This window comes from Sphingobacterium pedocola (assembly GCF_015209965.1).
Lineage (GTDB): Bacteria > Bacteroidota > Bacteroidia > Sphingobacteriales > Sphingobacteriaceae > Sphingobacterium > Sphingobacterium pedocola.
In genome coordinates this window covers 667,205-692,274 of record NZ_MU158690.1, presented here as the reverse complement: position 1 = coordinate 692,274, position 25,070 = coordinate 667,205, and the positions used below count along the sequence as shown (strand labels likewise).

Below are 25,070 nucleotides of genomic sequence, written 5' to 3'. Positions count from 1 at the left end.
ATTGCCCCCGCTGTCTCCGGTATATGCAAATCGCTGGCGCATAGACGTTGTCCCGTGCCTATTCTAATTCTCCTCGGCTAACGTCTAACTGGATAAAATCTATTGCCAAAACAAATATTATGCATAATTTTCGGAGATGTACGATGCACTTAGGGAAACCGTTACGAAGGTTATTGATTTGAATGAGGATGAGTGGGGCCATTTACAGCAATCATTTGAGACGTTAAGCGTGCCGGCACGGCAAAAAATAACGGAGATAGGCAATACAGAAAAGTACCTGTACTTTGTCGTCAAAGGTGTCATCAGACTTTATTGCATTAATGCGAAAAGCGAGGAAATCACGCTCTTCCTTTTTGCTGAGAACAACTTTGCCAGCTGCTACCAGAGCTTTCTGACCCAAGAACCCGCGGAACAGGCCCTGGAAGCTGTAGAGGACTGTACCCTGCTTCGCATAGACTATCGATCCTTTAATCGCCTTAACGTAGATTTTGCGAAGATGAACCAGCTAACCCGAACCATTGCCGACCAGCGTTTCATCAATTCACAGAAAATATTCATGGGACATATTACCCGTACGGCCGAAGAGCGCTACCTCGACTTTGAAAAGCACGACGGAAAATTACTACTGCGGGTTCCTTTAAATATCATCGCATCCTTCCTGGGCGTTACGCCGGTCTCACTTAGCCGTATCAGACAGCGGTTAAACAAGAAATAATTTTTTTTATTATCTTTTGTTAAGTGCCGGCTTCTGCTTTCCTGTTACTTTTGGTAAAACAGCATTTTTACCTATGAGTAATTTCATCCAGCCAACTGTGCGTATCGTGATATGCTTAACGATACTTAGCGTAAATAACGCCTACGCCCAATTAAAGTCAAAAGTTGCGTTTGAACTTGAAGCAGACCCCTTGGCGTATATGCTGAACGGCTATTCGATACATGCAGGTATTACCTATGGCAGCTTTCGTTCCAGTGCCGGCATTTTTGCCATTAAGCAGCCCTCCTTTTTTACGAACAACGATAGTTTTTCAGTATACAGCTCGGGGTTCGACCTGAAAACCGACTATCATTTCAAAAAGATCAACGGCTTATTTGCCGGCGTTCAGTTTACCTACGGCAACGACGAGATCAAACTTAAAACTGCACCGCAAACAGAGGAGAACATACGGGGACTGAACATCGGCATACGGTCCGGCTATCGGATTATGTTTGGAAAAGCAGAAAATGAGCATAAAGGTTTCTATATTAATCCTTGGGTAGCACTTATTTTCGCATCCGATGCCAAGGATAAGGTTATTGGCCCTGAAACGTATCGACAATCGGCCGTCTCGATATTTCCAGCGGTACATCTGGGATGGCGGTTTTAGTTTATTGGCCAGACAATTCAGCGATTATCTTAGTAACTGGTTATCTGACCACACAGATACATTCGCTAATTTTGATCTAACGTCTGATACATTTTCCTTTTTGCCAGATGATAGAAATACCACACCGAGCTCTTTGAGAAGCTGCTTCACCGAAGCGCTTTTTGTTTCTGGGATATTGATAGTCAACTTTTCCATAACTCAAATTTACAAATATTTTACGATAATTACCAGAGTTACAATTCTAAAAATAATGCGATGATCACTCCTCCTCGCGCTGGTATATGCAAATTGCTGGCGCGTGGACTTTGAATAGCCCTCTTACGTTCGCCTCTGTACATTACCCTTATTACTTCTTTACTATCTTTTCAAGGTCGCTCCAAGCACCACCGTTATAGACATTTTTAAACCCTCGTTCTTTCAATAGATTTACGGCTTTTACACTTCTCAGTCCGTGAGAACAAGTGGTGATGTATGTTTTGGAAGGGTCGAGCTCGGTATATCTTTCTCTAATTTCACCTAGAGAGATGTTGATAGAGCCATCAATATGACCTGTTGCATATTCTCCTGCTGTTCTTACGTCCAAAATAGTCGCCCCGTTTTCAATCTTTTTATCCAAGCTGTCTGCTAAGTTCAGGTAGCGGTAAGTTCGGTATGCCAGGTAGACGACCAAAGCACCAATAGCAGTAATCAATAGGTACTTCATTTGTTGTCTATATTTTTTAGGAACTTATAATCCACGTAGAATGTGCCAAACGGAATAAAGCAGGATGCCAATATCATTCCGATAGTTTTAACTTTCCATTTTTGTTCAATACCGGCACTGCATGCGTTTAGCAAGAATAACAAAAAAAGTGCTCCGTGAATAGGGCCCATCATTTTGGTTAATGATTCATCGTGAAGCCAATACTTCATCGGTACAGCAATAAATACCAAGACGAGGAGTGAAATCCCTTCTAGAAATCCCATAATCCTAAGCCTTCCTGTCCTTGTTTTTAAGAGTTGAAATGTCATTATTATAGCTTTTGAACGTTGTATATGAACTACCTGAAATAGGGTCTGCTAGTGAATGGTGAAAATGGCCAGGGAATGGCTATGCATATGATGACTAATGCGACAGTGAACCAAATCATCATTGTTTTGAATTTTGCTTTATCCGTTTCTTTTCTTTTGGCAACAGCAGAACCGATTGTAATCAGTACAATGGCGATCAGCATCAACGAACTATGGATCAATCCAAAGAATAACATATTGAAATCCTGAGCCGCTGTTTTGAAATTGGCTAAAAAGTATTTAACCAGCGGACTTTGAAAATAGAGGATCATTCCAATCATCAACTGGATATGCGCAATGGTGGCCGTCCAATTCCGTACTGCATTATCTCGGTTTGAAAATGCTGATGTTGAAAAGTAACCCTTGTAAGCCCGATAAAGCGCGAACAGGAGGCTTGCTAATACAAGCCAGCGCATAAAGCTGTGATAAAATGTGAGTGTTTGATACATTACCTTTAATTAATTGAACCAAAAGGATACTAGCCCCTATCCAATTCAACAAAGGTAAATAAATAACATACCAATTAGTATGTTTACAGGTGAAAAATTTATTTTAATGTATTAAGGTACATTTTAAGTTCCTCTAAATAGGGCAAGTAGACTTCTTTGCTATTCGCTAGCTTCCCGAAATTGCGAACACCCCAATAGCCAGATAGCACAAAAAGGCTTGTTTGTTTTGCATTGACATCTTTACGGATATAACCTGTCTTTTGTCCTTCTTCAAGAACCGCAGTTATAGCCTTCAGCCATTCCTGTGTTATTTCGTTCAACGCTTTGCTAAAATCTTCGTTCCAGGGAGTCATTTCCTGCGTAAAGTTAGCAGCAGGGCAACCGTGTTCTACTTTCAAAAAATCGTCTTCAAGAAGAAGATAATGCATCAAATCGTATATGGCATCCAATGGATTTTCTGCGTTTTGTAACGGTTCAATAAAGCTTTTGGTTAGTGTAGGTTTCATCAATTCGTTGATAATGGCTAACCCCATTTCATCTTTGTTTTTAAAATGATAATAAAACGCGCCTTTGGTAACCTGTGTGGTTGCCAATATATCGTCAATGCTAGCGTTCTGATATCCTTTGGCATAAATCAACTCAAAGGATTTTTTCAGCATGTTTAGACGTGTGGCTTCAGCTTTCTTCATCTCTTATCTTTACTTCTTCTAGTCAGGTGGATCATTTCGACTGTATGTTAAATATCATCCAGTATTTGTTAGCAAAATAAGGAAAAAAAAGTTGTAATATATCTTCTTGGTAGATTTTGCAATTCGGAGGAAAAAGGCCTACAGAACGGATCGGTACATACCGAATCTATTTTTTGTTAGGAAATCTTAAAGACGACTGCCGTTTCATTGTAAGTCCCCTCTTTTGGCGGCTCGATCACTAATCTATTCGCTTCCTGCACGAATTTCACCGCCCCGTTATATCCCAACAAGTTAACTTTTTTCACCCGCTTGGTTTGCGCTTGACGTGCACCCAACGATTCAAACGACAAGCTCTTGCCCGAGGGATTACCCATAACAATAGCATACAGCACGTTTCCTTTTGTCGTAAAACGTACATCTTCGTTCGTATATGGTTTACCCTTCCCTTCATTAAAACCTTGTGCCTTTAGCTCCGGTGCGTCTTTCTGAGCCGGCCCCTCGCCGAAGGTATGCCATGGCCGGGTGCCGATAATAGCTTCGGAATTGACCTCCATCCAATCGGCAATGCCTTCCACAACCTTACGTGCCTTATCATCTAATGATCCGTCGCCACGTAATGGCACACTTAAAAGAAGATTACCATTCTTACTCACCACATCGGCCAACATATGCACGACAGTTTTAGCCGTCTTGTACCGGTTGTTATCGTAGATACGCTTATCGTAATGCCAGGAGCCAATGCAGGTACACGTCTGCCAGGGTAGGGGTTCAATCCGGTTGCTCTGCCCTCTTTCAATATCCCAGACCATGCATTTCCTTTGCTGCTCGTCTAATATTTTTCCAGTTATAACCGCCTCCAGATTGCCCTTATTGCGTTTCATACTTCTATTGTAATAGTGTGCGGCTATATCTAACCCTACATTACTGATGGGCCAAAGTGGTAATGCGGTATCATCAAAATAGATTACATCCGGGCTGTAGTTATCAATCAACTCCAAGGTGCGGTCGCGAAAATTGGCACAATAGGCTTCGTTAGGCACATTTACACCGGCATCGACGTCCCAATGCCATTGCTGGTGAATGGTATGCCCCTCTTCACTTCCTTTACTTAGCGGATGGTCTTGCGCATATAATTCCTGTGGATCATAACCTTCCCACCAGGTACCGGTTCCATCCGATTTCTTCAACTTTCCATCATAAGGCACACCCTTTAATGGTCCATCTTTATCTGCACGCTGTGCCGTTTCGTACCACGTCCAGGCATGTGCTGCATGGACGCTCACACCGAACCTCAACCCTCTTTTTTTTGCAGCTTTCTCCCATCCGGCTATAATATCTTTTTTCGGACCGACGTTCGTACTGTTCCATTTGTGGTGGCTGCTCTTGTAAAGATCCAGGTTATCGTGATGATTGGCCAAAGCCATAAAGTACTGTGCACCTGCTCGCTTATACAAGTCCATAAGCGACTCTGCATCCCATTGCTCGGCCTTCCATTCGTTAATAACATCTTTAAAGCCGAACGTGGAAGGATGTCCATACTTTTCGACGTGGTACTTATACTGATCCGAACCTTCCTCATACATCCCACGTGCATACCAGTCTCCTCGCTCGGGCTGACACTGTGGGCCCCAGTGTGCCCAGATACCAAATTTGGCATCGCGATACCATTTGGGTACTTCATAGTTTTCTAACGATGACCATTGCGGATTAAACGGAACTTTCCCCCACCGTTCCTCGCCATGCACAAACTTACTTAAATACAGGCTGGGAATGGCCGTTCCCAAGATCCTGATAGCCGTTCTTCTATCCATAAAATTTACTTTTACTTATCCGTCGAAATGACATTGGGGTTCACTCAAAAAAACCTTATGTGACAATCCGGCTTATAAAGGTTATTATTATACTAACAAATATAGCGGATACCTTCAGTGCGAAGGCACCACATTATCGACAAAAAACAACACTTTATCGACTTTTTTGAAAAAATAAATTTGGTCAAACCTAACCGACGAGAACTGAATTTACTCTTCAGTACGATACAAATGAAAAATTCGCTCCATCATCTGCCACTTGTCCGTAGCGGTTTGCGCATCTGAAAGCTGAAAGAAAGACATTCTTTTTTCCCACTCGGACTGACGCGGCATGTTTTCCAATTTCGAAAATGCTTCGGCCCACTCGAAATCCAATCCGGCCTCCACGATCATGAATAACCGGTTTCCTTTGAGGTATATTTCCATCTCCAAAACTCCGACTTTTTTAAGTCCTTGTACAATTTCTCTCCAGTGATGCTCAGCGGAATGCGCTTCTACATACGCAGCAATCAGAGCGGGCTCATCGATTAGATCTAGCACTTGACAATATCTTTTGACGGGTCTTTCGTAAACTTGCTGAAGGTATCCGTTCGCATGTTCAATATCTTTATTCATTATTGTGGGTGATTTGATTTTCGATGTAAGCCTTTTCCCTATAGAGATATTGGTCGAATACAGCCGAACTAGTTTATAATACATTAATCGATAAAACCCTACTGGTCTATACCATCAAAATTAATCATCCTCGGGAATTATCAGTTGACCAGTATCGATAATAATATGCACAATATCGATTTTAAAAAACCATCAATTTGTCATATGTTATTGAAATATGGCTACCTTTACTCTACAAGTTAGTACAACCATCAGGTATAGACCGGCAGCATAGCCACTCGATTAGTTAAACATAAGTAAAGATATTATGCGAAAAGATAGGCATCAACTTGATTTCATCTTGTTGAATATTGGTTATGCAGAACACCACGCCGATTGGAATTGGAAAAATATAAACAGTCCTTTCGCGCGCATACACTTGGTCGTTGAAGGTTCGGCAAAAATTCTCCGTGACGGGAAGAAATACGAGCTGACGGAAAACAACCTCTACCTAACGCCCGCCTATACTCCTCATAGCTACGAATGTGACGGCGATTTCTCTTTATTTTACATTCACATTTATGAAAAAATAGACAACAAATCCAGTATTTTCGATGTGTTGCACTTTCCTGTTGAAATAGCGTCAGACAGGTTGATTATGCAACTTGTGCAACGTCTTCATTTGCTGAATCCGGGTAGAGAACTGCGCTATTACGACCCCACCGCGTACGACAATTCGACGGAGTTGATTAAAAATATTGCATTACACAGCAATACGCCCTTGGCTATGGAACTCGAAAGCCAGGCCATCATACAACAACTGCTTTCTCGTTTTCTTGAGTTTGCCTCGGCCAAAACGCCTCACGTCGATGAGCGCATGCTACGGGTATTAGATCATATACACGCTCATATCCATACAAACATCCGTATAGAAGAATTGGCGGAATTATCTTTTTTAACGAAAGATCATCTGATACGGTCTTTCAAAAAACAAGTAAGCTGTACCCCAGGGAAGTATATTAATCAGAAAAAAATTGAAAAAGCACAGCTTATGATGCTACTAGAAGACTATAGCGTCCAAGACCTCGCCTACAAACTGGGCTTTGACAATGTATCTTACTTCAATCGACTGTTTAAGAAATTAACAGGAGAAAGCCCCAGCGCGTACAAGAAGCGCCTACCCATTGTAAACAGATAGGCAAATTAACTTGCTTGGCATTACAGCCCTTTAATCATCCCTTGACGAATCATTTCTGACCAAAATTGCGCAGGTATTTTCTTTTCCGCCATGTCGATATTTTGCCGTACCTTCTCCGGCTTGGTGGTATTGAGGGCGACACTGCATACGCCCGGAATATTGAAACCGAAGTTAAAACAGGCTTCCGCAGGTTTAATGTCATATTGGGCACAATGTGCCCAAAACTGCTCACGCCAGTCCAGCAACGCTTTTCCTTCATCAGATCTCTCATCAACAGGCTTGTAGTTATAATAGGCGCTACCGACCAAAAAACCGCCATTAAAGACCGCTGAATTGATAACGGAAACGCCTTTTTCATGAAGTTCGTTAACAAATCGCATAAGATCTTGCGGATGGTCATAAACGGTGAGGCTATTGGCAATCATCACCCAATCGAGATCGATATCTTTTGAAATTCGTTCGATCACCTTCCACTGTTTAGACCCCACTCCTATCCCTAAAACTTGGCCTGCATCTTTCAGCTCTGCTAATGCTTTATACGCGCCTAAAATATCTTGATAATAGGCCTCTTCTTCCTCTTTGGTCGTTGCATTTGCAAGGTATTCATCGGGATCATGTACGGAGACCAGTTGTGCCTGATACGCGCCCAATAAGCCATTACCCTGATGGAAACAGTCCATTATGCCCTCGTAACTGATCCGTTGCACAGCATCGTGCATTAGTCCTTTCCATACGCCGGGTTCGAATGTCGGTTCTTCGGTGGTAAGCGGAACCCTATACCATCCCAACTTATTACTAATAATCACTTTAGAGGGATCAACACCCAGTTCGGATAGGCAGCTGCCAAGTGCTTCAAGCGCAAGGCCTGCGCCATATTTCCCTGCGGTATCAAAGACGATTGATCCTTCAGCATGTGCGACACATTCATTTACAATGGCTCGTTTGGTTTCTTGGGGTACAATTTCGTACAAATTTCCCAAACTACTGGTGCCGAATATAACTTTCGGCAGCGTAAAAGCTTTTTGTTCTGCATTCATTCTTATCAAAGATATAGAGAAGACAGTTTAAAATTAGGCTTAATATCGACATAAATAAGCACTTTATCGATATACACATCACGAAAAACTTCGCTTTTTGAGATGCAAAAATACTCATCCGTTTGGATAAAACAGCAAATTGATATCTCGTGGGCTTAATAAGCTATCCGCTTATCGATGCATTTTTCGATATTCTTCTGGACTGACCCCGTGCTTCTTTTTGAAAAATGTAATAAAATAAGAAGCGCTGTCGAATCCAAGTTCAAATGAAACCTCCGATACGGTTTTGAACGTATGAAAGAGCAATCGTTCCGCTTCCAGGAGTATCCTATCTCTTATTATTTCTCCAATACTTCTGTTTCGCCCTTCTTTACAGATACGGTTTAGGTAATTAGTGGATATATTCAATTTTTCAGCGTAAAAGGACGGAAATCTCTCCAGTTTGTAATATTCCTCTAACAACTTTTCAAACATTCTTATCTTACTCTCTTTCTCTCTATTGTAGGGAATATCAACTGTTAAACCATTGGATCTCCCCAAAATACCGAGTACAATATTCAGATAGGAACGTAAGATCGTCTTGGAATCAGTTCCCGAACGTATAAACTCGTCATACATCGCATCAATTATCATATACAACCGCTGCATATCTTCCGCATTCTCAAACTGTTTACATAGCGTATTTCCTTTTAGAAATGAAAAATCGCACAAAACATTATCGTTATAGCGCTTTGAAAAAAAAGCATCTGTAAAAGACAAAACCCAACCTTTCGCTTCTTTATTTATTTTAAATGTGCAGACACTGGATGGGGCAATGGCCAACGCTTCTCCTTTTTCAACCTGTACGATCGATTGATCGATGGTAAATCTCCCTCCTTCTTCCTCAAAATAGATGATTGTATAAAACATTCTTTGATTGGGTAAGGACAGAAAACTATACTGCTGGTTAAAGGTGCGAAGCGGAGAAATGATGAAACCTATATTAGGACTTCCCATATCTTCCAGTGTCAAAACGCTTATTTCATCTGTTCTGACAACCATAATAATATTTCCTTAACTTAAAATAATCGATAGATCAATTAGCTAAGGAATACCGGTGGCTTGAAGATACTAAAGTAAAATCCGTTAGACAACGGATCGGAAAAAGTCGGTGTAAAAACGATGTCTTCACTGGGTTGTTGAATAGGTTTTTCGTGGAAATGGTCAAAAAGAGGTAAAACCATTACAACCTCGAGCAACTTAACTGTTATCTGTACACCCTCGTTACTCTTTTCCGATTTAATCCTTTCTTCCAGATAACAAGATCCATTACATACAGGAATGGTTTCAAATCGATTGATACATAGCTGGCCTGCGATGTAATCGCGGTTGAGCTGAAAACCCATATATATCCATATACTACTCGTGGACTGCATGGTAACAGCCAAAAGCAACGATATGTACATGAATTTCCTCAAAACTGTGCGAATCTAATAAATAAAACTAGGTTTCCTTCCTTAGGGTAGCGATGTCTTTCAAAAGCCGTTTGGTTTCTTCGTTTGATGTACCATCATACACACCTCTGATTTGAAGCTCTTTATCGACCAAAAGCAGACCTCCGCTGTGTGTAAAACCTCCCGGTGCCAGGCTATCGGGATATGCTATGGCATAATAGGATTTTTCCGCCAAACGCATAACGTCTTCCTGATTCCCATGCAGAAAATGCCACTTGTTATCTTTAGCTCCTATTTTAGTCGCGTACGACCTTAGAGCAGGTATAGTATCCCGTGTCGGATCAATGCTAAACGAAAGAAGAAGCACGTCGTCCATGCCCTGGGTTTTCTCCTGCACCTTTTTCATCTGAACGCTCATCTGGGGACAAATTGTCGGACAGGAAAGAAAAATAAACGATGCCACATGGATCTTGCTTTTCAAACTATTGAAAGATACTTCCATACCGTCTTGATTGCGCATTGTAAATGGATCTATTGTGGGATAAACGGCAGCACCTCCCTTCATTATTGGCGTGCCTAAATAAGGCAATTTGTTCTCCTGACAACAGCTAAAAATGAACGATACCACTAACAACAGAAAGACTATTCTCATAAAACGCGCAAAGATTAGAATTTTTACACTTCAAATATACGCTTTCTTAGCTTGATTTTTTCTTCATCTGCGTATGATAGCCTATTTATACTGCTCTAAGCACGAAAATCTAAATCAATAGCACGCTTATGTATATATCAAAAAATACGTAAGATGGTATTAATCTTTCTTTTTTATTCTGTTGCTGCGTTATGCAGATAGAAAATCTTCGGCACTCTTTATCTCCGCATAGAAAAACGCTAATGCGGCTAAAAATGCGTGGTGTACGTCATCGGCTTTTATGGTTTTTCCGTTGATTTCCAAATCCCGTGAAGCACAAGTATCTCCTAGAACCGTACATTTGTAGCCATAATCAAATGCAGCTCGTGTGGTTGCATCTACACACATATGGGTCATCATTCCTGTAATAACAACTTCGGTTACGTCATTTTCTTTTAAATAATCCAAAAGGCCTGTTTCTCTAAAACTATTTGGATAATACTTTTGAAAAACTTTTTCCTCGTTAACTGGTTTCACATTTTCGTGGATTTCTACACCAGAAGTTCCTTCAACAAAAATCGGCAATGCTTCGGGGTCTGCTGATACGTGTTGGATGTGTGCAACGGGTAAATTGTTTGCTCTGAAATGGTCCAGAACCTTGCGGGCATTTAGACTCGCCGTTTCAGGGTTTACCAGCGGAAGTGCTCCGTTTTCGAAATATTCGTTCTGGATGTCGATAACAATTAATGCTTGTTTGCTCATAATCATTTATTTTTTGTATAACAAAATTAGCAAACACCAGTATGACCGATCATACCAAATCGCTAGGAAATGATACCATTTTGATAATCCGCTAAAAATTCGCTGGTCGTCATCCCTGTTTGCTTCTTAAAAAAACGCATCAAATGGTTGGGCTCTGAAATATGGAGTTTGTAAGCTATTTCCGAAACGGTCATTTCAGAATGGATGAGGTAATCTTTGATTTCTATAAGCAGTCTTTGCTTTAACAGATCCGTTGCTGTCAAATTGAACTGGCCTTTTACCGATTTGTTTAGGGTGATACGACTGATGCCCATTAATTCTGTATAATCGATGATTCGCTGTTTATGTTCGATATTCGTTTCAATCAGTTTTTTGAATTGAAATGCATAATTGTTTTCTTGATTTTTTAATGATAAATGATGCTTCTCGGCATACACTCTGTTCAATTTCTGTAAAAGGTAATAGATTAGGGAACGGATGATATGCACACTGTCTATCTTAGTTTTCCGTAATTCTGCTTTAATTTCTGATAACAAGACACAATACCTTTCTATGTTTTCTTTCTCAACTTCCATACTTAAAGGAAATTCCAACTGATAGAAATAAGATAAACGGTAGGTAAACAGTTTATCGGAGAAGAATTCATTTAAAAAATCTTCTTGAAAAACCAAAACGGTAAAATCAAAATTTTCGGCATCAAGTTTCCATTGGCGTTTTTGAAAAGGAGAAATAAAAACAATACTGTTGTCCCCGATATTTATTTTTTGGTAATTGAGGATAAGCTGACCGCTACCTTTCTTAAAAAAAACGATTTCAAAATAATCTGTATTAAACAATTTTTGACTAAGATATGCCGCCCCGATTTCATCGGCAGGAAGTACGTTGAGCAGAAAATCTACACCGCATTCTGTCTTGTTAAATTTTATTGTTTCCAACTATTTTTTCTTTGATTATCGCCAATACACTTTTTTAAATCTCCTAAATGGGTGGTATCATTTTGCAGATGCTGAATCACTGAGCAAAAAAACAAGCAGTACAGATTAGCCACAACTACCATCAATATTACAGCTATTTGCTTGTGTAACTGCCAGCGTAGCTCCAGGGTTAGACGTTCTCCATTCAGAAAATGACTTGTTTAAACTTTGTAAAAACACTTCTGCGGGTTGTGCGCCAGAAACAGCATATTTTCGATCAAAAACAAAGAATGGAACACCCGTAACTCCAATGTTTTGAGCTTCCTGAATATCTTGAGTTATCTCATATTTATATTTTTCGTCTTCCAGACTGGCTTTTAGTTCGCTTTCTTCCAAACCGAAATCCTTACCTAATCGGACGAGGGTTTCGGTATCAGCAATATTTTTGCTCTCGGTAAAAAAAGCGCTAAATAAACGTTCTTCGGCTTCGTTACCCAGTTCTTTTGATTTTGCAAATTGTATCAATTGATGGGCTTTTTGCGAATTCACGATTACAGATTGATCCAAATGATAATCTAATCCCACTTGCGAAGCCATTTCTGTTACATTAGTCAACATTCCTTGAACCTGTTCTGCAGCCATTCCTTTTCGCTTTACCAAATATTCGGCATAGCTTTCAGTAGCCACTTCCGGAATTGACGCATCCAGTTGGAAACTTTTCCAGATTACTTCAATGTTTTTCCTTTCTGCAAATTGTTCCAAAGCCGTTTCAAAATTTCGTTTTCCGATGTAACAGAACGGACAAATTACATCACTCCAAATTTCTACCTTCATTTTTAAAGTATTTATCGTTATTATGAAATAGGATTACCAACATACAAAGATAAACTTTTGGTTGTAACTGCTTTTCCAGCTTTCGCTATCGATAACAATTTTAAGCCTACCTGTTATTGTATTTGTGTTGCCTGTTTACCCATTTAGGTTTATAATGCTTTACCGATGGTACACACTTCTTTGGCTTTTTTCATTTATAAAAAACGAAGACGGAAGGCCCTTCAAACCAAGCGTCCTCGTTTTAAGATCGCATGATGCTAATTTCCCCAAAAATCGTCTTCAGCAGCTTGGTCTTCTGAAAACAACCAAACCTGGACAATTTTTCCATCCACAACTTCAAACAAATCGACACCATTCATATCCACTGTTCTATCACCAATTTTACCAGTAAAATGAACAGGGAACGAAACTAAATTTTCATTGGACATCAACGCTCCTGTTGGATTGATTGCCAATGAACCTTGGGTTATAGCCATCATTTCGCTAAGCATTTTGCCAATGGATTCGAGCCCTGTTTTTGTTCCGGCAAATTGATGGATTCCCGGCTGGTGCCATTTGGCACCCGGACTGAAATGTGAAAACGCGGTAGGAATGTCTCCTTGCGAGAGGGCTACTGAGTAAGCCGTTACTACTTCTATTGCTGTCATAATATCTATTTTTTTAAAGTACTGTTTTCTTCACCTTATTTCTTTACTTCGTATATTACGTTGAATTTGTGAGCGTGCATTTTAGTAATTAACATTTGTACAAATCTAACCAACAACTTACCTTTGCACAAGTACCTACCTATACATCTGGTACTTACTAGATGGTTAGAATTGTTGATTATCAATGGAAAAAAACTTAAAAACAAATCCACCTTGCGATGATAGCTGCCCTGTTAGAGCGTCTTTAACTTTACTAGGCGGTAAATGGACGTTAATGATATTGTTCCAAATCAACGAAGGTGTAATGCGGTACGGTGAATTGAAAAGGGCTGTTACGGGCATTAGTGAAAAAATGTTGATTCAGGAATTGAATATGCTTGTTGAGAATAAACTAGTCAGCAAAAAAGTCTATCCCGAAATTCCCCCGAAAGTAGAATACCGGCTCACCGAACTGGGGTTGAAAACTTTACCAATTGTGGATCAACTGGCTCAATTCGGACTGCAAAACTTAGTGTGATGAAGCCTGCTGATAGTAGGTTTAAAAAAAATCCTACGGAAGTAGTTTTATGTTATATAGATCGCTCGGTATTGCGTTGCAAGTTGACGCGTTAAAGCGAAAATAGTTTCTATCGGTACCACGTGTCAGTTAACTTGATTTCCTGCACGAAAACCTAAATCAATAGCACGCTTATATAAGTATTTGGCAATATAAAGATTGGTAACTTTGTCTACAATTTCTGTATGATCAAATAGTAGAAAAGAATATATGTTGTCGTTCAAATTTCGCAAAGCATCGCTCTTACTTTTTAGCATTCCTGTCTTTTATTCTTGCGTTAACCAAGATAATGGTAACCTTCCTATTGTGGGTGAAAAGGAAATTATTTCCGTCGAAAAAGAAGGTGTTATCATTAAGGACACCCTATACCACACCATTCCTACATTCCGTTTTGTCGATCAGGATAGCATATGGATTTCTAACAAGGATCTAGCCGACAAAATATATCTGGCAGATTTTTTCTTTACACGTTGTCCCACGATATGCCCATTACTTGCCAAAAACATGCTTATCATCGCAAAAGAGTTTGCGCATGAAGAGCGGTTTGTTATTTTATCCCATACCATTGACGATAAACATGATACGCCAGCTGTTCTCCGCGATTATGCCAAAAAACTTGGAGCGCCATTAAATTGGAGGTTCTTAAATGGTCCTCAGGAAGCCGTTTATACGATTGCAGGAAAGGATGGCTACTTTTCGTATGCAGAGGAAAACCCCGATGTCCCAGGAGGTTTTGACCACAGTGGCGCATTTACATTGGTAGACACCAAAGGGTATGTAAGGGGTGTTTACGATGGTACGAATGAAGAAGAAGCAAGAAAGGCAATAGTGGACATCCGAAAATTATTGAAACAACTGTAAACGTTTAAACCAAATTGAAAAAGATCATATCTTTCTTGCTCCTTATTGTACTTGCTTTCCAATGTCTGGGAAGCATGGGGGTGTTTGTGTGGTTTGAAAGTAACCGATCATTTATTGCAGCAAACCTTTGTGAAAATAAAACCCGGCCTGAGATGCATTGTAATGGTCAATGTGTGCTCATGAAAAAGCTCAAGGCACTCGATGAGAAATCTTCTGATAAAAGCCTCCCCCAAAATTTAAAATACGAAACCTTCATTTGCCTGATTCAAGATCAGTTGACTATCCCGGAGCAAATATTGATTCGTGCAGAACATAAATATATTACGTATTACAGCGCCTACTACAGCTTTATCCATTTTAAGAATAACTTCCGTCCCCCTCGCTTCCAAGTCTAATTTACCCCTATAAATTTAGTAGTGCTGTGTTGGCCAAAGGTATATTTATCCTTATGGCTGTCAACACAACTATTTTGGCATTGAATATAATCGAGAATGAAACCGAGATGTAAATAATATTGATCACAGGGCAATGATTATTTACATTGAGCTCTCATCTTCCATTAAAAAGGAAATAAACAGATGAAATCAGTTTACTTTGGAAAAGTATCCATGCTTTTAGGCATTGCGTCTATGGCTTTGGTATACAGTTTAACCGGGTGCGGAAACAATACACAGACCCAACAAAAGAATCCTGCTGACACAGCTGGTAATGCGTTTGATATAAGCACATTAACCAAAATTACAGATACCACGTTAACCGATAATAAGGTGAGTGTATTTGCACAGGACAGTCTGACAAGTAAAAACGAAACAATCTATATTCAGTTCACAGACCTCGAAGGAAGTCCAGTTACAAATGCACATCTTGATTATGATGTAATCATGGACATGGGCATGATGTCTCATGGAGGGCCCTATTACCCTTTAATCGATTTGGGAAACGGATTATTTAAGGCCGAAGTTGTCTTTATCATGGCCAACATGGATGATATGGGTGAAGGATGGATGTTGCATGCAGTCCTTAACAAAAAAGATAGCTTGTCTTTTCTCTTACCTGTATCAGAGGCGAAGCCTGCGCGCACGATCCCCGTAGGTACCAAAGATGATAGCCAGGTGTTCGTTAGTCTATTATTACCCGCGGAGGTAAAGACCGGTAGCCAACCTATTGACTTCACGCTTCACAAAATGGATCATAACCTCTTCTCGGTATTGGACGGCTACACGGTCGAGATAGAACCCTTTATGCCGGATATGGGGCATGGCTCTCCGAACAATAAAACTGCCACAACCAAAGGTAATGGACGGTATAGCGGAATGGTCAATTTTACGATGAAAGGTCATTGGAAGATTAAAGTGAATCTGTTCAAAGGTGGAGAAAAAGTATCACAGGAGGAGTTGGTATTTCCTGTTGAGGTCAGATAAAAAACAAACCAATTAGTATAATAATTAGAGAAATGAAGAAGCAAAATCTATTTTTTGCAGCCATCGCTGCGTTGGTGTTCACATCTTGTGACAAAACAGAAATTAAAGAAGTTGAAAAAATTGTCTACGCTGATCAGGCGGGATCTTTGTCATTGACATTTGATGCCCGATATGGTGACTCAGATTTTGAACTGAATAAGAAATATCCCTATCAACTTGTTAATTCCGAAGATACTTATGATCTGGAATTCGAGTTTAACCGTCTCCGTTATTGGGTGAGCAACGTCAAACTGGTTGACAAAGACAATAAAGAGCATGCTTTACCAGACTCCTACTATCTGGTGGAGGAGACCAATGAAATTGAAGTAGAACATTTGATCAACGGAGAGAAGTATCCCGCAAAAAAACGAGAAAAAGTAACGATCAAAGACATCCCCTCCGGTGAATACAAAGCCATCAAATTTTCTATCGGTGTCGATCAAAAATATAATGACAATATCACACTGACTGCAGGAGAACTAGGCTCGCTGAACGGAATGGGTGTCAGTGATGGCTGGATGTGGTTCACGAGTTACAAATTCTTGACCTTGGCCGGTACCATGCATTGGGCAGCCGGGACACCAACTTCGAAGGCACTGTCGTGGGAAACAGGTTCCAACGAACTGTTTGATGGCGCTGAAAAAACTATAGAACTGGCTACACCACTGAAAATTGATGCTCAAAACTCGGCAAAAATCACTTTGGACGTGGATGTCAAAGAATTACTGTCCGCTACCGATCAGCCTTGGACCAACAACAGCATCAGCCAAAGCAAAAAAGAACTGATGAAAGCTTTTCGCGATGCTTTCTTAAGTAAATCGCTAACATTCAAAGAAGCGGGTTCGGTTTCTGTGGAAGCAAATTAATGTCTATAAAGCTAAGAAATAAACATTTCACTGGAGTCTTCGTCCTTTTGGTCGGGTTGGTCGGCGTATTATCCTGTTCTAAGGATGATGGTCTACCCCTTGCCGAAGAGGAGGAGATTCCTTTTGCTTTTCGTCAGCCTGCATTTTTTCCCAAAGCGGTGGAATCTGCTATTGACCCCAAGACTGGTATACCATCCAATCCACTGACCAAAGCGGGCGTTGAATTGGGCCGGCGGCTTTTCTACGATCCTCTTTTGTCCGCCAATAAACAGGTGTCCTGTGCAAGCTGTCACCACCAAAGCAAAGGCTTTTCCGATGGAGTGGCACTCACCACAGCTGGTGTATCGGGTAAGCCTTTGGAGCGGCACTCGCCCACATTGTTCAATCTAGCCTGGGCAGACAAGGGTTTTTTTTGGGACGGAGGGTCGACCAATCTGGAATCACAGGCATTTGGTCCGCTGACACATGCCGACGAGATGGGCATGTACCTACCCGTGCTGGTGGAACGCTTGCGTGCGGATGCTACTTATGTGGAGTTATTTCAGAAAGCATTTGGGGAACTGCCAAGCGAGCATCGAACGGCTATGGCGCTATCGCAATTCCAGCGGATGTTGATCTCGGCAGATGCTCCATACGACTTTTACCGTCGAGAAGAGCAGCCGGACGCGCTATCTGCCGAGCAGCTTCGGGGACTGAATCTGGTTCGCCAAAAGTGTGGCTCTTGCCACGCAGGGGAATTATTTACGGATAATGAATTTCACAATAACGGCATAGATGATGATTTTGGTGATGGATCGCATGAGGGCATCTATTGGGGGAGATACCGCATTACCTACAATCCACTGGATTTGGGAGCTTTCAAAACACCCACGCTGCGCAATGTGATGGTCAGTGCACCTTATATGCACGATGGGCGGTTTAAAACGATAGATGAGGTATTAAATCATTATCGTTTCGACATTAAAGATACCCCTGTTACCGCTTCGGTATTATACCAGAACAAGGACCAGGTCGGCATACCGATGACGGACAAAGAAGTCGAGGACATTAAGTCCTTTCTGAATGCGTTGACCGATGAGACATTTTTAAAAAGCAGGGAATTTTCAAGTCCTTTTAAATAATTGATATGAAATATAAAATGATAAAAAGAAACTGGAAGAATATGGCGACCGCACTTATAGCGTTTTGCTTTCTCCTATCGGCCTGTAAAAAGGATGACGATATTATTGACGAAACTAAAATGGGCGATTTCTCTATTGAGTTTGACCATATCGTTGGGGAAGACCGATTATATATCGACCCTAACTATCTGTACCGAAATGGAAAGGGCGAGCAATTCAGTATACGTATCCTGATGTACTACATCAGCAATATCAAGCTTTACAAAGCCGATGGAAGTAGTTATACCGTTTCGCAGGACGATAGTTATTTTATGGTAGATGGATCAGATCGAACGACCCGCTTTACAAAGGTCAAAGTGCCGGAAGGAGATTATACGAAAGTTGAGTTTATGATAGGAGTCGATCAGGAAAGAAACATGATGCCTATGGAACGAAGAACAGGGGTGCTTTCCTTCAATCCGGGAGAAGGCCATGCGGGTATGTTCTGGACATGGAGCCAGGGTTATATCTTCTTCAAACTGGAAGGGAATAGTGACGTGGTAACAGATGATCAGCAAGGTGACCCTACTGGTAATAAACAATTCAAATATCATATCGGTGGTTTCGGTTATCCCTTTGACGATCCGGAAGCAATGAACAATATCAAAGTCATTACAGTTGACCTGACCAAAACCAGTGGGGACCATTTGGCGCATGTGAGAGCAGACTTAAGGAGCAATGTCCATTTGATGGTTGACCTGATGCAGATCTTTAATGGCCCGTATAAGTTGAGTATAGCGGATAAACCTAACGTCATGTTCAATAAAGAGGACAGCGGGAATATCGCGGGTAATTTTGGCTCCCTGTTTACGCATGACCATACCGAGAATTATGTGCGGAGTGAAGAGGAGCTTTCCTCGAATTAATAAAACAAAGAAGAGATGAAGAAGATATTGGTGTTAACCTTACTACTTGGAGTGGTGTGGGCCTGCAAGAAAGGGAATGACATCTTGGAGGACGAGGAAACATTCTTGGGATTTGTACAGCCTTCCAATTTTCCGAAACCCTCCTATGACCTGTCCAGAAATCCAGTGACCAAAGACGGCTTCGAATTAGGAAAAAAACTTTTCTATGAACCCCGGCTTTCCAGAAATAACACCATTGCCTGTGGGAGCTGCCATATACAGGGCGCTGGATTTACGCATCATGGGCATGACGTAAGCCACGGGATAGATGACCGGCTCGGGACACGTAATCCCATGCCGATTATGAACTTGGCCTGGCACCATGAGTTCTTTTGGGACGGTGGAGTATTTGATCTCGACTTGTCAGGCGTGAATGCTATTCACAGTGAGGTGGAGATGGACGAGACGGTACCCAACGTGCTGCTCAAATTAAGGGCACGTCCCGAGTATCCGGCACTCTTCAAAAAAGCTTTCGGCACGGAAGAGATTACCGACGCTTTGTTTTTCAGGGCTTTATCGCAATTTATGCTCATGGCCACCAGTAGTGACTCCAAATACGACAAAGTGATGCGTAAGGAAGAAGGTGCTTCCTTTTCAGAATCGCAACAACGGGGTTACCTGTTTTTTCAGAATAACTGTGCGAACTGCCACAAAGAACCCCTATTCACGGATCTTAGCTATCGCAACAATGGTATACGTCCCAATAGAAGTGATGACAAAGGAAGAGCTATCGTAACGGGTAACGTAAATGACGAATACAAATTCAAGGTGCCCTCTTTAAGGAATCTTTCCTTTACTGCGCCCTATACACACGATGGGCGTTATCTGACCGTTAGCCGTATGCTCGACCATTACCGTTATGACATGGTGGATTCACCCACATTGGATCCACTGTTCCGGCAAGCTGACGGAACTTTGGGCATTGCTATGACCGAGGATGAAAAAACAGATTTAATGGCCTTTCTGAAAACATTGGAAGATCCTACCTTTTTGTCAAATAAATTACTATCAGAACCATTCGGGTCTGATTTTATCGTCAATTAAATATTGGAATATGAGAAAGAAAATTATACTATCGATTTTTTCCGTTGTCGCACTGTTTGCGAATATGCCTGTGTCAGTAGCCTGTGATGTTTGCGGCTGCGGCGTAGGTAGCTATTATCTGGGTATCTTGCCGGACTTTAACAAACGGTTTGTGGGTTTACGATACCAACAGAATAGACTACAGACCCACCTCGGCCCTAACGGTATCCGTACACCGAATTCAACCAATGAAACCTATCGTACGATGGAACTTTGGGGGGCATGGAGTTTTGGCGAACGTTGGAGAGCTATGGCTATCATTCCGTATAGTTTCAATGAGCGGACTATTGGTAACAACAGTCTGGAAACCGGAAAGAAGAACGGGCTTGGCGATATAGTTGTTATGGGGCATTACAAACTTCTCGATGATGTCCGTACGACAGGAACGAACAAACTTTTGATGCAGTCCTTATGGGTGGGGGCAGGAATCAAGACACCTACCGGTGAATATGATACCAGCGAACAATCCAGTGCAGAGATGGGCGCTCCGAATAACTTCCAATTAGGAACGGCGAGTACAGATTTTATGATCAATGCGGCTTACGACATTCGTTTGATGGATGCCGGACTCAACGTCAATGCAACGTATAAGATCAACACAGAAAACAAGCATGATTATCGCTATGCCAACAAATTAACGATTAATGCACTGGCATATTATAAGTTCAATATAAAGAACAAAGTACGTATTTCTCCAAATGCAGGTGTGCTATATGAAACACAGCCAAAAGATGTGCTTTATAACCGTTTTGACGTTACCCAGTCTGGAGGACATTCCACGATGGGAATTGCAGGTGTTGAAATCAATGTCGGGGCAATCTCTATTGGTGGAAATTTTCAGACTCCGATCAATCAAAATCTCGCAGACGGACGTATAAAGGCTGAAAATCGTTTTATGACCCATGTATCATTCTCCTTTTGATTTCACCAGTAAAATAAATAGATATGAAAAGATTAAATATAATATTAGCCGTTGGTCTTCTCGCTATGGCGATTGCGTGCAACAACAGTCCGAAGACAAACAGTTCAGCAACTCCACCGGAGACAAAAGCAGACCAACCTAAAGAGATGGTCGTCCACGATTACCTTAAAGAAGGCAACAAAGGGATCGGACCTATAACGTCATTTACACAACCTGAATTTGACCAGACTGTTGCAGACGAAGGAAATAAACTTTTCATCGTGAAGTGTACGATGTGTCATGAACACGGCGAAGACAAACTGGGGCCAGCTTTAAAAGGTGTTACCAAGAAAAGAACACCGGAATGGATACTGAATTTAATACTGCACCCAGAAGAGATGTTTGAGAAGGATCCCGATGCACTTGCCATCAAAGAAAATTTCCCAAGTATGATGGTAAACGTAGGTTTGCAAGAGAACGAAGCTAAGGCGATATTGGAGTACCTTCGACAAGAAGATGCCAAATTAAATTAGAAGATAGTGCTTTTTTGCTGCATTTTTGATTGTTACTTCCTCTTTTTCCGACGTCTATTGTACCAGATGTAAAACCCCGTGAACGGGATGCTCGGAACGGTAAATACCTACCGGTGTAATTACGGTGGCGGTTACGCAGGTCTGCGGTTAGCCAATAATTGCAGCAATGTGACAACCCGCAATTTGATCGCCCGCGAATGCGGCCGCGAATATTTCGTTCTTACGGGCAGTAATAATATCCGTCTCAACAATGCACAAATACATAACTGTAGTGGGAGCGGTATCTGGCTGGAAAATGTCGTAAACTGCGCTGTGCTATCGGGATGCACAAACGATGGAGTTTCAGTTTCCGGATCAGGTAGTTATGCCAATGTCACGATGAACTGTCCGGGATAGAACGACAGCAGGACAATTATCAGAAAGGTCCAGATAGCCATATTTGGACCTTTAAAATATGTCGAGATCTTTGGGGAACTCGACTTGGAAGATAAAAGGCTTCTGTGATGATATAGTCGTCCGTTCAGCGGTCGGTTATCAAAATTTCAAGGCTATTTCACCTCAAAATCTGTAGTCTCTCTATACAAGTTGCCGCTTAGATCTAACCCTTCCAAAACAACACGGTAGATGCCCGGTTCGTCGGACGTATAGAAATCGAAGCTGGCTTTTCCAGATGTATTGACCACAATACTCGGCTCCCAATGTATGCTGGTGCGCAGATCGGTAAATTTAGACCGATCGCTATCTACCTCGTATGTTGGTTTGTAGTATGTCTTGCTGATATGTAAACCCGGAGGATTAATGGTTAATCTACCGGGATTGGTGCTGTTGTTAGTCCACGCATTACGTCCGGGTTTGGTCGTTAGTATAAGCACTAAGTCACACCCCGCCTCGTCTAATTCACTTTGGTAAATTAAAGTGTACACAGCACCATCCTCTCTCCGCAACATCTCTACGCTTTCCAAGGCATCGGGATCAATACGCTCCACCGCACCCAATCTTACTTGCTGTCCATCCACGAAAAAAATTGCTAAGGGCATGTCAGTCGTCGTATCCCATTTCCCTTTCGGTTCCAAAATATTGTACAACATATCCCACATAAATCCAGATAACGAGGTATAGCCTTCCATATCTTTCTGATTAAATACACGGTCTGCCATGCCTGGGCCGTTGCGGTTCTTTGACCGGGATGAAGCCTTCCCTACCTTTTTACTGACCGTTACCTCTTCGATCAGGATCGAGCCATCCATTAGTCCCACACGCGCCAACTGATCGAAATGTTTCTGCGATGCACGGATCTCGTCCGACAGCAGCGTATTCACATCTGGCTGCTCCAGCGGACTGTTCCTGTTCATGCCCACTTCCGGTAGCTCATGCTTGTCCAGGTGGATAGCGATCCGATTACTACCTTTTTTGTCCTTCGCGCTCACAATAAAACCTCTACGATCGGAAAAGAGCAGGTCATCGAACTCGAAATAGCCATCCGCTGCCGAGCGCGTCTCCTTATATTCGTATAAATTCAGTTTCGGAAAGAGCCGCACCGTTGCGTCCGGCTCAGGCGCGTCCCGACCGATCTTTCGGGTGTAACCGCTAACCTTGATACCAAATTCTCGGCCATAGGGCAGTACCTTTGACGTATCCAGGGCCGTCCAGTCGATGCTGCGCCAGCCCTGCGTCAGCATCAGGCAGTCCAGGTCCTGCTGCTTTGGCACGCTATCATTAAAATAATAACCCGGGGATTCGATAAAGCCCCTGATATCCGAACTGAGCAATAAGGTCGACAGGATATTCGGCAACAAGTCCTGTTCCTCGCCGTCCAACCTGGCCACCGAGGCCGAAAAAACACCCACCGATGGCTTGTCCTGTTCCAAGTGGAGATCCACCGTCACATTTTCACGGGTCGTATAGCCTTCTTTCGCCAAGGCCATCGACAAGGGTGAAGGATCGGACGCAGGGCAATGGAAAAAGGGTCGTTCGGTAATGAGAGCAAGCCGATCGTCCAATATACTCAGGGTAAGCATACCCCTAGGCAGACCTGCCGCACTGCCGCTAAAGCGCAGCTGCGCAGATTTTGCGGGCTCCGTTGCGCGGAGGTATACTTTCCCCAGATGATGCACGATAAAATGTATATCCTTGCCGTTAATCTTGTCATCCGACATCGACAGCTGTGCTGAAATTACTGTATCCGGTCGCGTATCCAGCAGAAGGGCATAGCCCGAGCTATGGATAGTCGGAATAACCAGTTCCTGGGTCCTCCCGTCTTCAAATTCGGCGACTGCCCGGACTGCATTATCTTTGTTGAGGGAAAACGTGCCTGCCCCCATGCCCAGTACGTTCGTCTGTATACTAGATAAGGTATCGCTTCCGGAGAGAAAAACTACTTTTGTCTGTATGCCCAGTCCGCGCGCATCGATCGCCTTCACGCCGATCCTGTTCGCGAAGCCCGCCAGCAGTCTGCCCCCTTCGGGAAGCAGATGTACCTCCGGTGCGCCAGATCGGACTGTGGGTGTGAGCAGCTTGCTCACCCGGTGTCCTACCGCATTCTCAAATTCATAACGGACCGTGGTATTTCCGGGATCGCTGTCGAGGGACAGGGTGACCCGGCCGGTATGGTCGGTAGCAGCCTGTTGTTTCCTCACCTTTTTGCCCGCTTCGCTGATCTCGAACGCTACGGGGATATTACGCAGCTTCGAACCGTCGTTGTTCTGTAGCTCAATTGAATAGGTCTTCCCGTCGTCACTCAGCGCCGTTTGGCTGTAGGTATTGTCCGATCGCCCATTGCCGATCTGTACCGTGCGGTCATAGAAAAACTGCTCGTCGTCGTTACGCATCCAGTTGGTGTAGGCACGGATCCGGTAAGCCCCTTCGGTAAGGGTATCCGGTAGGGTAAAATCCCCTACACCCAGCCCGTTGACCAAGGGGATACGGATGAAATTGACCTTACCGCGTGCCGGATCGATCAGCTCCACGTAGGCGATCCTGCTCCAGTTCGACAGCAGGTTCTCTATTCCAATGGTACTGTAAGCCTTGAACCATATTGTTTCCCCGGTAGTATAGTTCGTCTTATCGAGATGGAGGTAAAATTTTTCCTGTACATTTCGGGCATGGTACACCTGAGCGGTATTGCTAAGCTGGTCTATCCCTTGGGCATAACTGAAATAGCAAACTCCGCAAAGCAAAAGGAAAGACAATACAGTTCTGAGGTTCTTCATAGATCGTAAAAAAAAGATATCTCCTCAAAGGTTCAAAACCCTTGAAGAGATGATCAAATTAAAGGTCATTGTAACCCAAAAAGGCGCAAGCGAATCCTCGCGCCAGAAATGGTCTAGATTCCT

Annotated in this window: 30 protein-coding genes; 14 read left to right on the top strand and 16 right to left on the bottom strand. The window is 42.3% G+C overall.

The window, feature by feature from the left end; all coding sequences use genetic code 11:
- Positions 1-136: 136 nt before the first annotated feature.
- Together C4F40_RS13050 and C4F40_RS13045 are read left to right on the top strand one after the other, a co-directional pair.
- Positions 137-715 carry a Crp/Fnr family transcriptional regulator gene (locus C4F40_RS13050; RefSeq protein WP_196939825.1) on the top strand — a complete coding sequence of 193 codons (579 nt, stop codon included), beginning with the start codon at positions 137-139 and terminating at the stop codon, positions 713-715.
- A gap of 73 nt (positions 716-788) precedes the next feature.
- On the top strand, positions 789-1,364 hold the full coding sequence (locus C4F40_RS13045) for a hypothetical protein (RefSeq protein WP_196939824.1): 576 nt from the start codon (positions 789-791) through the stop codon (positions 1,362-1,364).
- Positions 1,365-1,388: 24 nt separating this feature from the next.
- On the opposite strand, the gene C4F40_RS13040 is transcribed toward C4F40_RS13045, so the two are convergent.
- The 7 genes from C4F40_RS13040 to C4F40_RS13010 all read right to left on the bottom strand — a co-directional run bounded on the left by C4F40_RS13040 (position 1,389) and on the right by C4F40_RS13010 (position 5,978).
- Positions 1,389-1,559, bottom strand: a complete 171-nt coding sequence (locus tag C4F40_RS13040; RefSeq protein ID WP_196939823.1) for a hypothetical protein — start codon at positions 1,557-1,559, stop codon at positions 1,389-1,391.
- Between the two features lie 151 nt (positions 1,560-1,710).
- Complete coding sequence (locus tag C4F40_RS13035) at positions 1,711-2,067, bottom strand: rhodanese-like domain-containing protein (RefSeq protein ID WP_196939822.1); 357 nt, start codon at positions 2,065-2,067, stop codon at positions 1,711-1,713.
- Complete coding sequence (locus tag C4F40_RS13030) at positions 2,064-2,375, bottom strand: DUF3817 domain-containing protein (RefSeq protein WP_196939821.1); 312 nt, start codon at positions 2,373-2,375, stop codon at positions 2,064-2,066. Before C4F40_RS13030 ends, C4F40_RS13035 begins: the two co-directional genes overlap by 4 nt.
- Before the next feature lie 29 nt (positions 2,376-2,404).
- On the bottom strand, positions 2,405-2,863 hold the full coding sequence (locus C4F40_RS13025) for a hypothetical protein (protein WP_196939820.1): 459 nt from the start codon (positions 2,861-2,863) through the stop codon (positions 2,405-2,407).
- 98 nt (positions 2,864-2,961) lie between these two features.
- Positions 2,962-3,552, bottom strand: a complete 591-nt coding sequence (locus C4F40_RS13020; RefSeq protein ID WP_196939819.1) for a TetR/AcrR family transcriptional regulator — start codon at positions 3,550-3,552, stop codon at positions 2,962-2,964.
- 176 nt (positions 3,553-3,728) lie between these two features.
- Positions 3,729-5,363: an alpha-L-fucosidase gene (locus tag C4F40_RS13015; protein ID WP_196939818.1), complete on the bottom strand. Its 1,635-nt coding sequence runs from the start codon at positions 5,361-5,363 to the stop codon at positions 3,729-3,731.
- A 210-nt stretch (positions 5,364-5,573) separates the two neighbouring features.
- A complete protein-coding gene (locus C4F40_RS13010; protein WP_196939817.1) occupies positions 5,574-5,978 on the bottom strand; it encodes an L-rhamnose mutarotase in 405 nt (134 codons plus the stop codon).
- 307 nt (positions 5,979-6,285) lie between these two features.
- Here C4F40_RS13010 and C4F40_RS13005 point away from each other — a divergent pair, with 307 nt between their 5' ends.
- On the top strand, positions 6,286-7,155 hold the full coding sequence (locus C4F40_RS13005; protein WP_196939816.1) for a helix-turn-helix domain-containing protein: 870 nt from the start codon (positions 6,286-6,288) through the stop codon (positions 7,153-7,155).
- A 20-nt stretch (positions 7,156-7,175) separates the two neighbouring features.
- On the opposite strand, the gene C4F40_RS13000 is transcribed toward C4F40_RS13005, so the two are convergent.
- From C4F40_RS13000 to C4F40_RS12965, 8 genes are all read right to left on the bottom strand, one after another.
- Entirely contained in the window at positions 7,176-8,192 is a 1,017-nt protein-coding gene (locus C4F40_RS13000; RefSeq protein ID WP_196939815.1) for an aldo/keto reductase, read from the bottom strand.
- Positions 8,193-8,363: 171 nt separating this feature from the next.
- Positions 8,364-9,233, bottom strand: coding sequence for an AraC family transcriptional regulator (locus C4F40_RS12995; protein ID WP_196939814.1), 870 nt, complete (start codon positions 9,231-9,233; stop codon positions 8,364-8,366).
- 38 nt (positions 9,234-9,271) lie between these two features.
- Positions 9,272-9,637 (bottom strand): hypothetical protein, encoded by a 366-nt coding sequence (locus C4F40_RS12990; RefSeq protein ID WP_196939813.1) that lies wholly within the window; start codon positions 9,635-9,637, stop codon positions 9,272-9,274.
- A gap of 37 nt (positions 9,638-9,674) precedes the next feature.
- Positions 9,675-10,277: an SCO family protein gene (locus tag C4F40_RS12985; protein WP_196939812.1), complete on the bottom strand. Its 603-nt coding sequence runs from the start codon at positions 10,275-10,277 to the stop codon at positions 9,675-9,677.
- Between the two features lie 189 nt (positions 10,278-10,466).
- Positions 10,467-11,018, bottom strand: a complete 552-nt coding sequence (locus tag C4F40_RS12980; protein WP_196939811.1) for a cysteine hydrolase family protein — start codon at positions 11,016-11,018, stop codon at positions 10,467-10,469.
- A 62-nt stretch (positions 11,019-11,080) separates the two neighbouring features.
- Positions 11,081-11,953: an AraC family transcriptional regulator gene (locus C4F40_RS12975; RefSeq protein WP_196939810.1), complete on the bottom strand. Its 873-nt coding sequence runs from the start codon at positions 11,951-11,953 to the stop codon at positions 11,081-11,083.
- Positions 11,954-12,058: 105 nt separating this feature from the next.
- Positions 12,059-12,766, bottom strand: coding sequence for a DsbA family oxidoreductase (locus tag C4F40_RS12970; RefSeq protein WP_231390057.1), 708 nt, complete (start codon positions 12,764-12,766; stop codon positions 12,059-12,061).
- 257 nt (positions 12,767-13,023) lie between these two features.
- Positions 13,024-13,413: a nuclear transport factor 2 family protein gene (locus tag C4F40_RS12965; protein WP_196939809.1), complete on the bottom strand. Its 390-nt coding sequence runs from the start codon at positions 13,411-13,413 to the stop codon at positions 13,024-13,026.
- Positions 13,414-13,597: 184 nt separating this feature from the next.
- On the opposite strand from C4F40_RS12965, the gene C4F40_RS12960 reads away from it, so the two are divergent.
- From C4F40_RS12960 to C4F40_RS12910, 11 genes are all read left to right on the top strand, one after another.
- A complete protein-coding gene (locus C4F40_RS12960; RefSeq protein WP_196939808.1) occupies positions 13,598-13,930 on the top strand; it encodes a winged helix-turn-helix transcriptional regulator in 333 nt (110 codons plus the stop codon).
- Between the two features lie 249 nt (positions 13,931-14,179).
- A complete protein-coding gene (locus tag C4F40_RS12955; protein ID WP_196939807.1) occupies positions 14,180-14,830 on the top strand; it encodes an SCO family protein in 651 nt (216 codons plus the stop codon).
- A 14-nt stretch (positions 14,831-14,844) separates the two neighbouring features.
- Positions 14,845-15,225 (top strand): hypothetical protein, encoded by a 381-nt coding sequence (locus C4F40_RS12950; protein ID WP_196939806.1) that lies wholly within the window; start codon positions 14,845-14,847, stop codon positions 15,223-15,225.
- 183 nt (positions 15,226-15,408) lie between these two features.
- Complete coding sequence (locus tag C4F40_RS12945) at positions 15,409-16,251, top strand: FixH family protein (RefSeq protein ID WP_196939805.1); 843 nt, start codon at positions 15,409-15,411, stop codon at positions 16,249-16,251.
- Positions 16,252-16,283: 32 nt separating this feature from the next.
- Positions 16,284-17,156 carry an MbnP family protein gene (locus C4F40_RS12940; protein WP_196939804.1) on the top strand — a complete coding sequence of 291 codons (873 nt, stop codon included), beginning with the start codon at positions 16,284-16,286 and terminating at the stop codon, positions 17,154-17,156.
- On the top strand, positions 17,156-18,277 hold the full coding sequence (locus C4F40_RS12935; protein WP_196939803.1) for a cytochrome-c peroxidase: 1,122 nt from the start codon (positions 17,156-17,158) through the stop codon (positions 18,275-18,277). The genes C4F40_RS12940 and C4F40_RS12935 overlap by 1 nt, the downstream gene beginning before the upstream one ends.
- Positions 18,278-18,282: 5 nt before the next feature.
- Positions 18,283-19,182 carry an MbnP family protein gene (locus tag C4F40_RS12930; protein ID WP_231390055.1) on the top strand — a complete coding sequence of 300 codons (900 nt, stop codon included), beginning with the start codon at positions 18,283-18,285 and terminating at the stop codon, positions 19,180-19,182.
- 15 nt (positions 19,183-19,197) lie between these two features.
- Complete coding sequence (locus tag C4F40_RS12925) at positions 19,198-20,265, top strand: cytochrome-c peroxidase (protein ID WP_196939802.1); 1,068 nt, start codon at positions 19,198-19,200, stop codon at positions 20,263-20,265.
- A gap of 10 nt (positions 20,266-20,275) precedes the next feature.
- Positions 20,276-21,226 (top strand): transporter family protein, encoded by a 951-nt coding sequence (locus tag C4F40_RS12920; protein ID WP_196939801.1) that lies wholly within the window; start codon positions 20,276-20,278, stop codon positions 21,224-21,226.
- A gap of 23 nt (positions 21,227-21,249) precedes the next feature.
- On the top strand, positions 21,250-21,738 hold the full coding sequence (locus tag C4F40_RS12915) for a c-type cytochrome (RefSeq protein WP_231390053.1): 489 nt from the start codon (positions 21,250-21,252) through the stop codon (positions 21,736-21,738).
- 78 nt (positions 21,739-21,816) lie between these two features.
- On the top strand, positions 21,817-22,134 hold the full coding sequence (locus tag C4F40_RS12910; protein ID WP_196939800.1) for a hypothetical protein: 318 nt from the start codon (positions 21,817-21,819) through the stop codon (positions 22,132-22,134).
- Between the two features lie 152 nt (positions 22,135-22,286).
- On the opposite strand, the gene C4F40_RS12905 is transcribed toward C4F40_RS12910, so the two are convergent.
- The gene (locus C4F40_RS12905) at positions 22,287-24,947 is read right to left on the bottom strand and encodes a hypothetical protein (protein ID WP_196939799.1); all 2,661 of its coding nucleotides are present in this window, start codon (positions 24,945-24,947) and stop codon (positions 22,287-22,289) included.
- Positions 24,948-25,070 lie beyond the last annotated feature (123 nt).

Coding starts and splice junctions, on each gene's coding strand:
- C4F40_RS13050 (WP_196939825.1), top strand. CDS start 137: ATGTACGATGCACTTAGGGAAACCGTTACGAAGGTTATTGATTTGAAT.
- C4F40_RS13045 (WP_196939824.1), top strand. CDS start 789: ATGAGTAATTTCATCCAGCCAACTGTGCGTATCGTGATATGCTTAACG.
- C4F40_RS13040 (WP_196939823.1), bottom strand. CDS start 1,559: ATGGAAAAGTTGACTATCAATATCCCAGAAACAAAAAGCGCTTCGGTG.
- C4F40_RS13035 (WP_196939822.1), bottom strand. CDS start 2,067: ATGAAGTACCTATTGATTACTGCTATTGGTGCTTTGGTCGTCTACCTG.
- C4F40_RS13030 (WP_196939821.1), bottom strand. CDS start 2,375: ATGACATTTCAACTCTTAAAAACAAGGACAGGAAGGCTTAGGATTATG.
- C4F40_RS13025 (WP_196939820.1), bottom strand. CDS start 2,863: ATGTATCAAACACTCACATTTTATCACAGCTTTATGCGCTGGCTTGTA.
- C4F40_RS13020 (WP_196939819.1), bottom strand. CDS start 3,552: ATGAAGAAAGCTGAAGCCACACGTCTAAACATGCTGAAAAAATCCTTT.
- C4F40_RS13015 (WP_196939818.1), bottom strand. CDS start 5,363: ATGGATAGAAGAACGGCTATCAGGATCTTGGGAACGGCCATTCCCAGC.
- C4F40_RS13010 (WP_196939817.1), bottom strand. CDS start 5,978: ATGAATAAAGATATTGAACATGCGAACGGATACCTTCAGCAAGTTTAC.
- C4F40_RS13005 (WP_196939816.1), top strand. CDS start 6,286: ATGCGAAAAGATAGGCATCAACTTGATTTCATCTTGTTGAATATTGGT.
- C4F40_RS13000 (WP_196939815.1), bottom strand. CDS start 8,192: ATGAATGCAGAACAAAAAGCTTTTACGCTGCCGAAAGTTATATTCGGC.
- C4F40_RS12995 (WP_196939814.1), bottom strand. CDS start 9,233: ATGGTTGTCAGAACAGATGAAATAAGCGTTTTGACACTGGAAGATATG.
- C4F40_RS12990 (WP_196939813.1), bottom strand. CDS start 9,637: ATGTACATATCGTTGCTTTTGGCTGTTACCATGCAGTCCACGAGTAGT.
- C4F40_RS12985 (WP_196939812.1), bottom strand. CDS start 10,277: ATGAGAATAGTCTTTCTGTTGTTAGTGGTATCGTTCATTTTTAGCTGT.
- C4F40_RS12980 (WP_196939811.1), bottom strand. CDS start 11,018: ATGAGCAAACAAGCATTAATTGTTATCGACATCCAGAACGAATATTTC.
- C4F40_RS12970 (WP_231390057.1), bottom strand. CDS start 12,766: ATGAAGGTAGAAATTTGGAGTGATGTAATTTGTCCGTTCTGTTACATC.
- C4F40_RS12965 (WP_196939809.1), bottom strand. CDS start 13,413: ATGACAGCAATAGAAGTAGTAACGGCTTACTCAGTAGCCCTCTCGCAA.
- C4F40_RS12960 (WP_196939808.1), top strand. CDS start 13,598: ATGGAAAAAAACTTAAAAACAAATCCACCTTGCGATGATAGCTGCCCT.
- C4F40_RS12955 (WP_196939807.1), top strand. CDS start 14,180: ATGTTGTCGTTCAAATTTCGCAAAGCATCGCTCTTACTTTTTAGCATT.
- C4F40_RS12945 (WP_196939805.1), top strand. CDS start 15,409: ATGAAATCAGTTTACTTTGGAAAAGTATCCATGCTTTTAGGCATTGCG.
- C4F40_RS12940 (WP_196939804.1), top strand. CDS start 16,284: ATGAAGAAGCAAAATCTATTTTTTGCAGCCATCGCTGCGTTGGTGTTC.
- C4F40_RS12935 (WP_196939803.1), top strand. CDS start 17,156: ATGTCTATAAAGCTAAGAAATAAACATTTCACTGGAGTCTTCGTCCTT.
- C4F40_RS12930 (WP_231390055.1), top strand. CDS start 18,283: ATGAAATATAAAATGATAAAAAGAAACTGGAAGAATATGGCGACCGCA.
- C4F40_RS12925 (WP_196939802.1), top strand. CDS start 19,198: ATGAAGAAGATATTGGTGTTAACCTTACTACTTGGAGTGGTGTGGGCC.
- C4F40_RS12920 (WP_196939801.1), top strand. CDS start 20,276: ATGAGAAAGAAAATTATACTATCGATTTTTTCCGTTGTCGCACTGTTT.
- C4F40_RS12915 (WP_231390053.1), top strand. CDS start 21,250: ATGAAAAGATTAAATATAATATTAGCCGTTGGTCTTCTCGCTATGGCG.
- C4F40_RS12905 (WP_196939799.1), bottom strand. CDS start 24,947: ATGAAGAACCTCAGAACTGTATTGTCTTTCCTTTTGCTTTGCGGAGTT.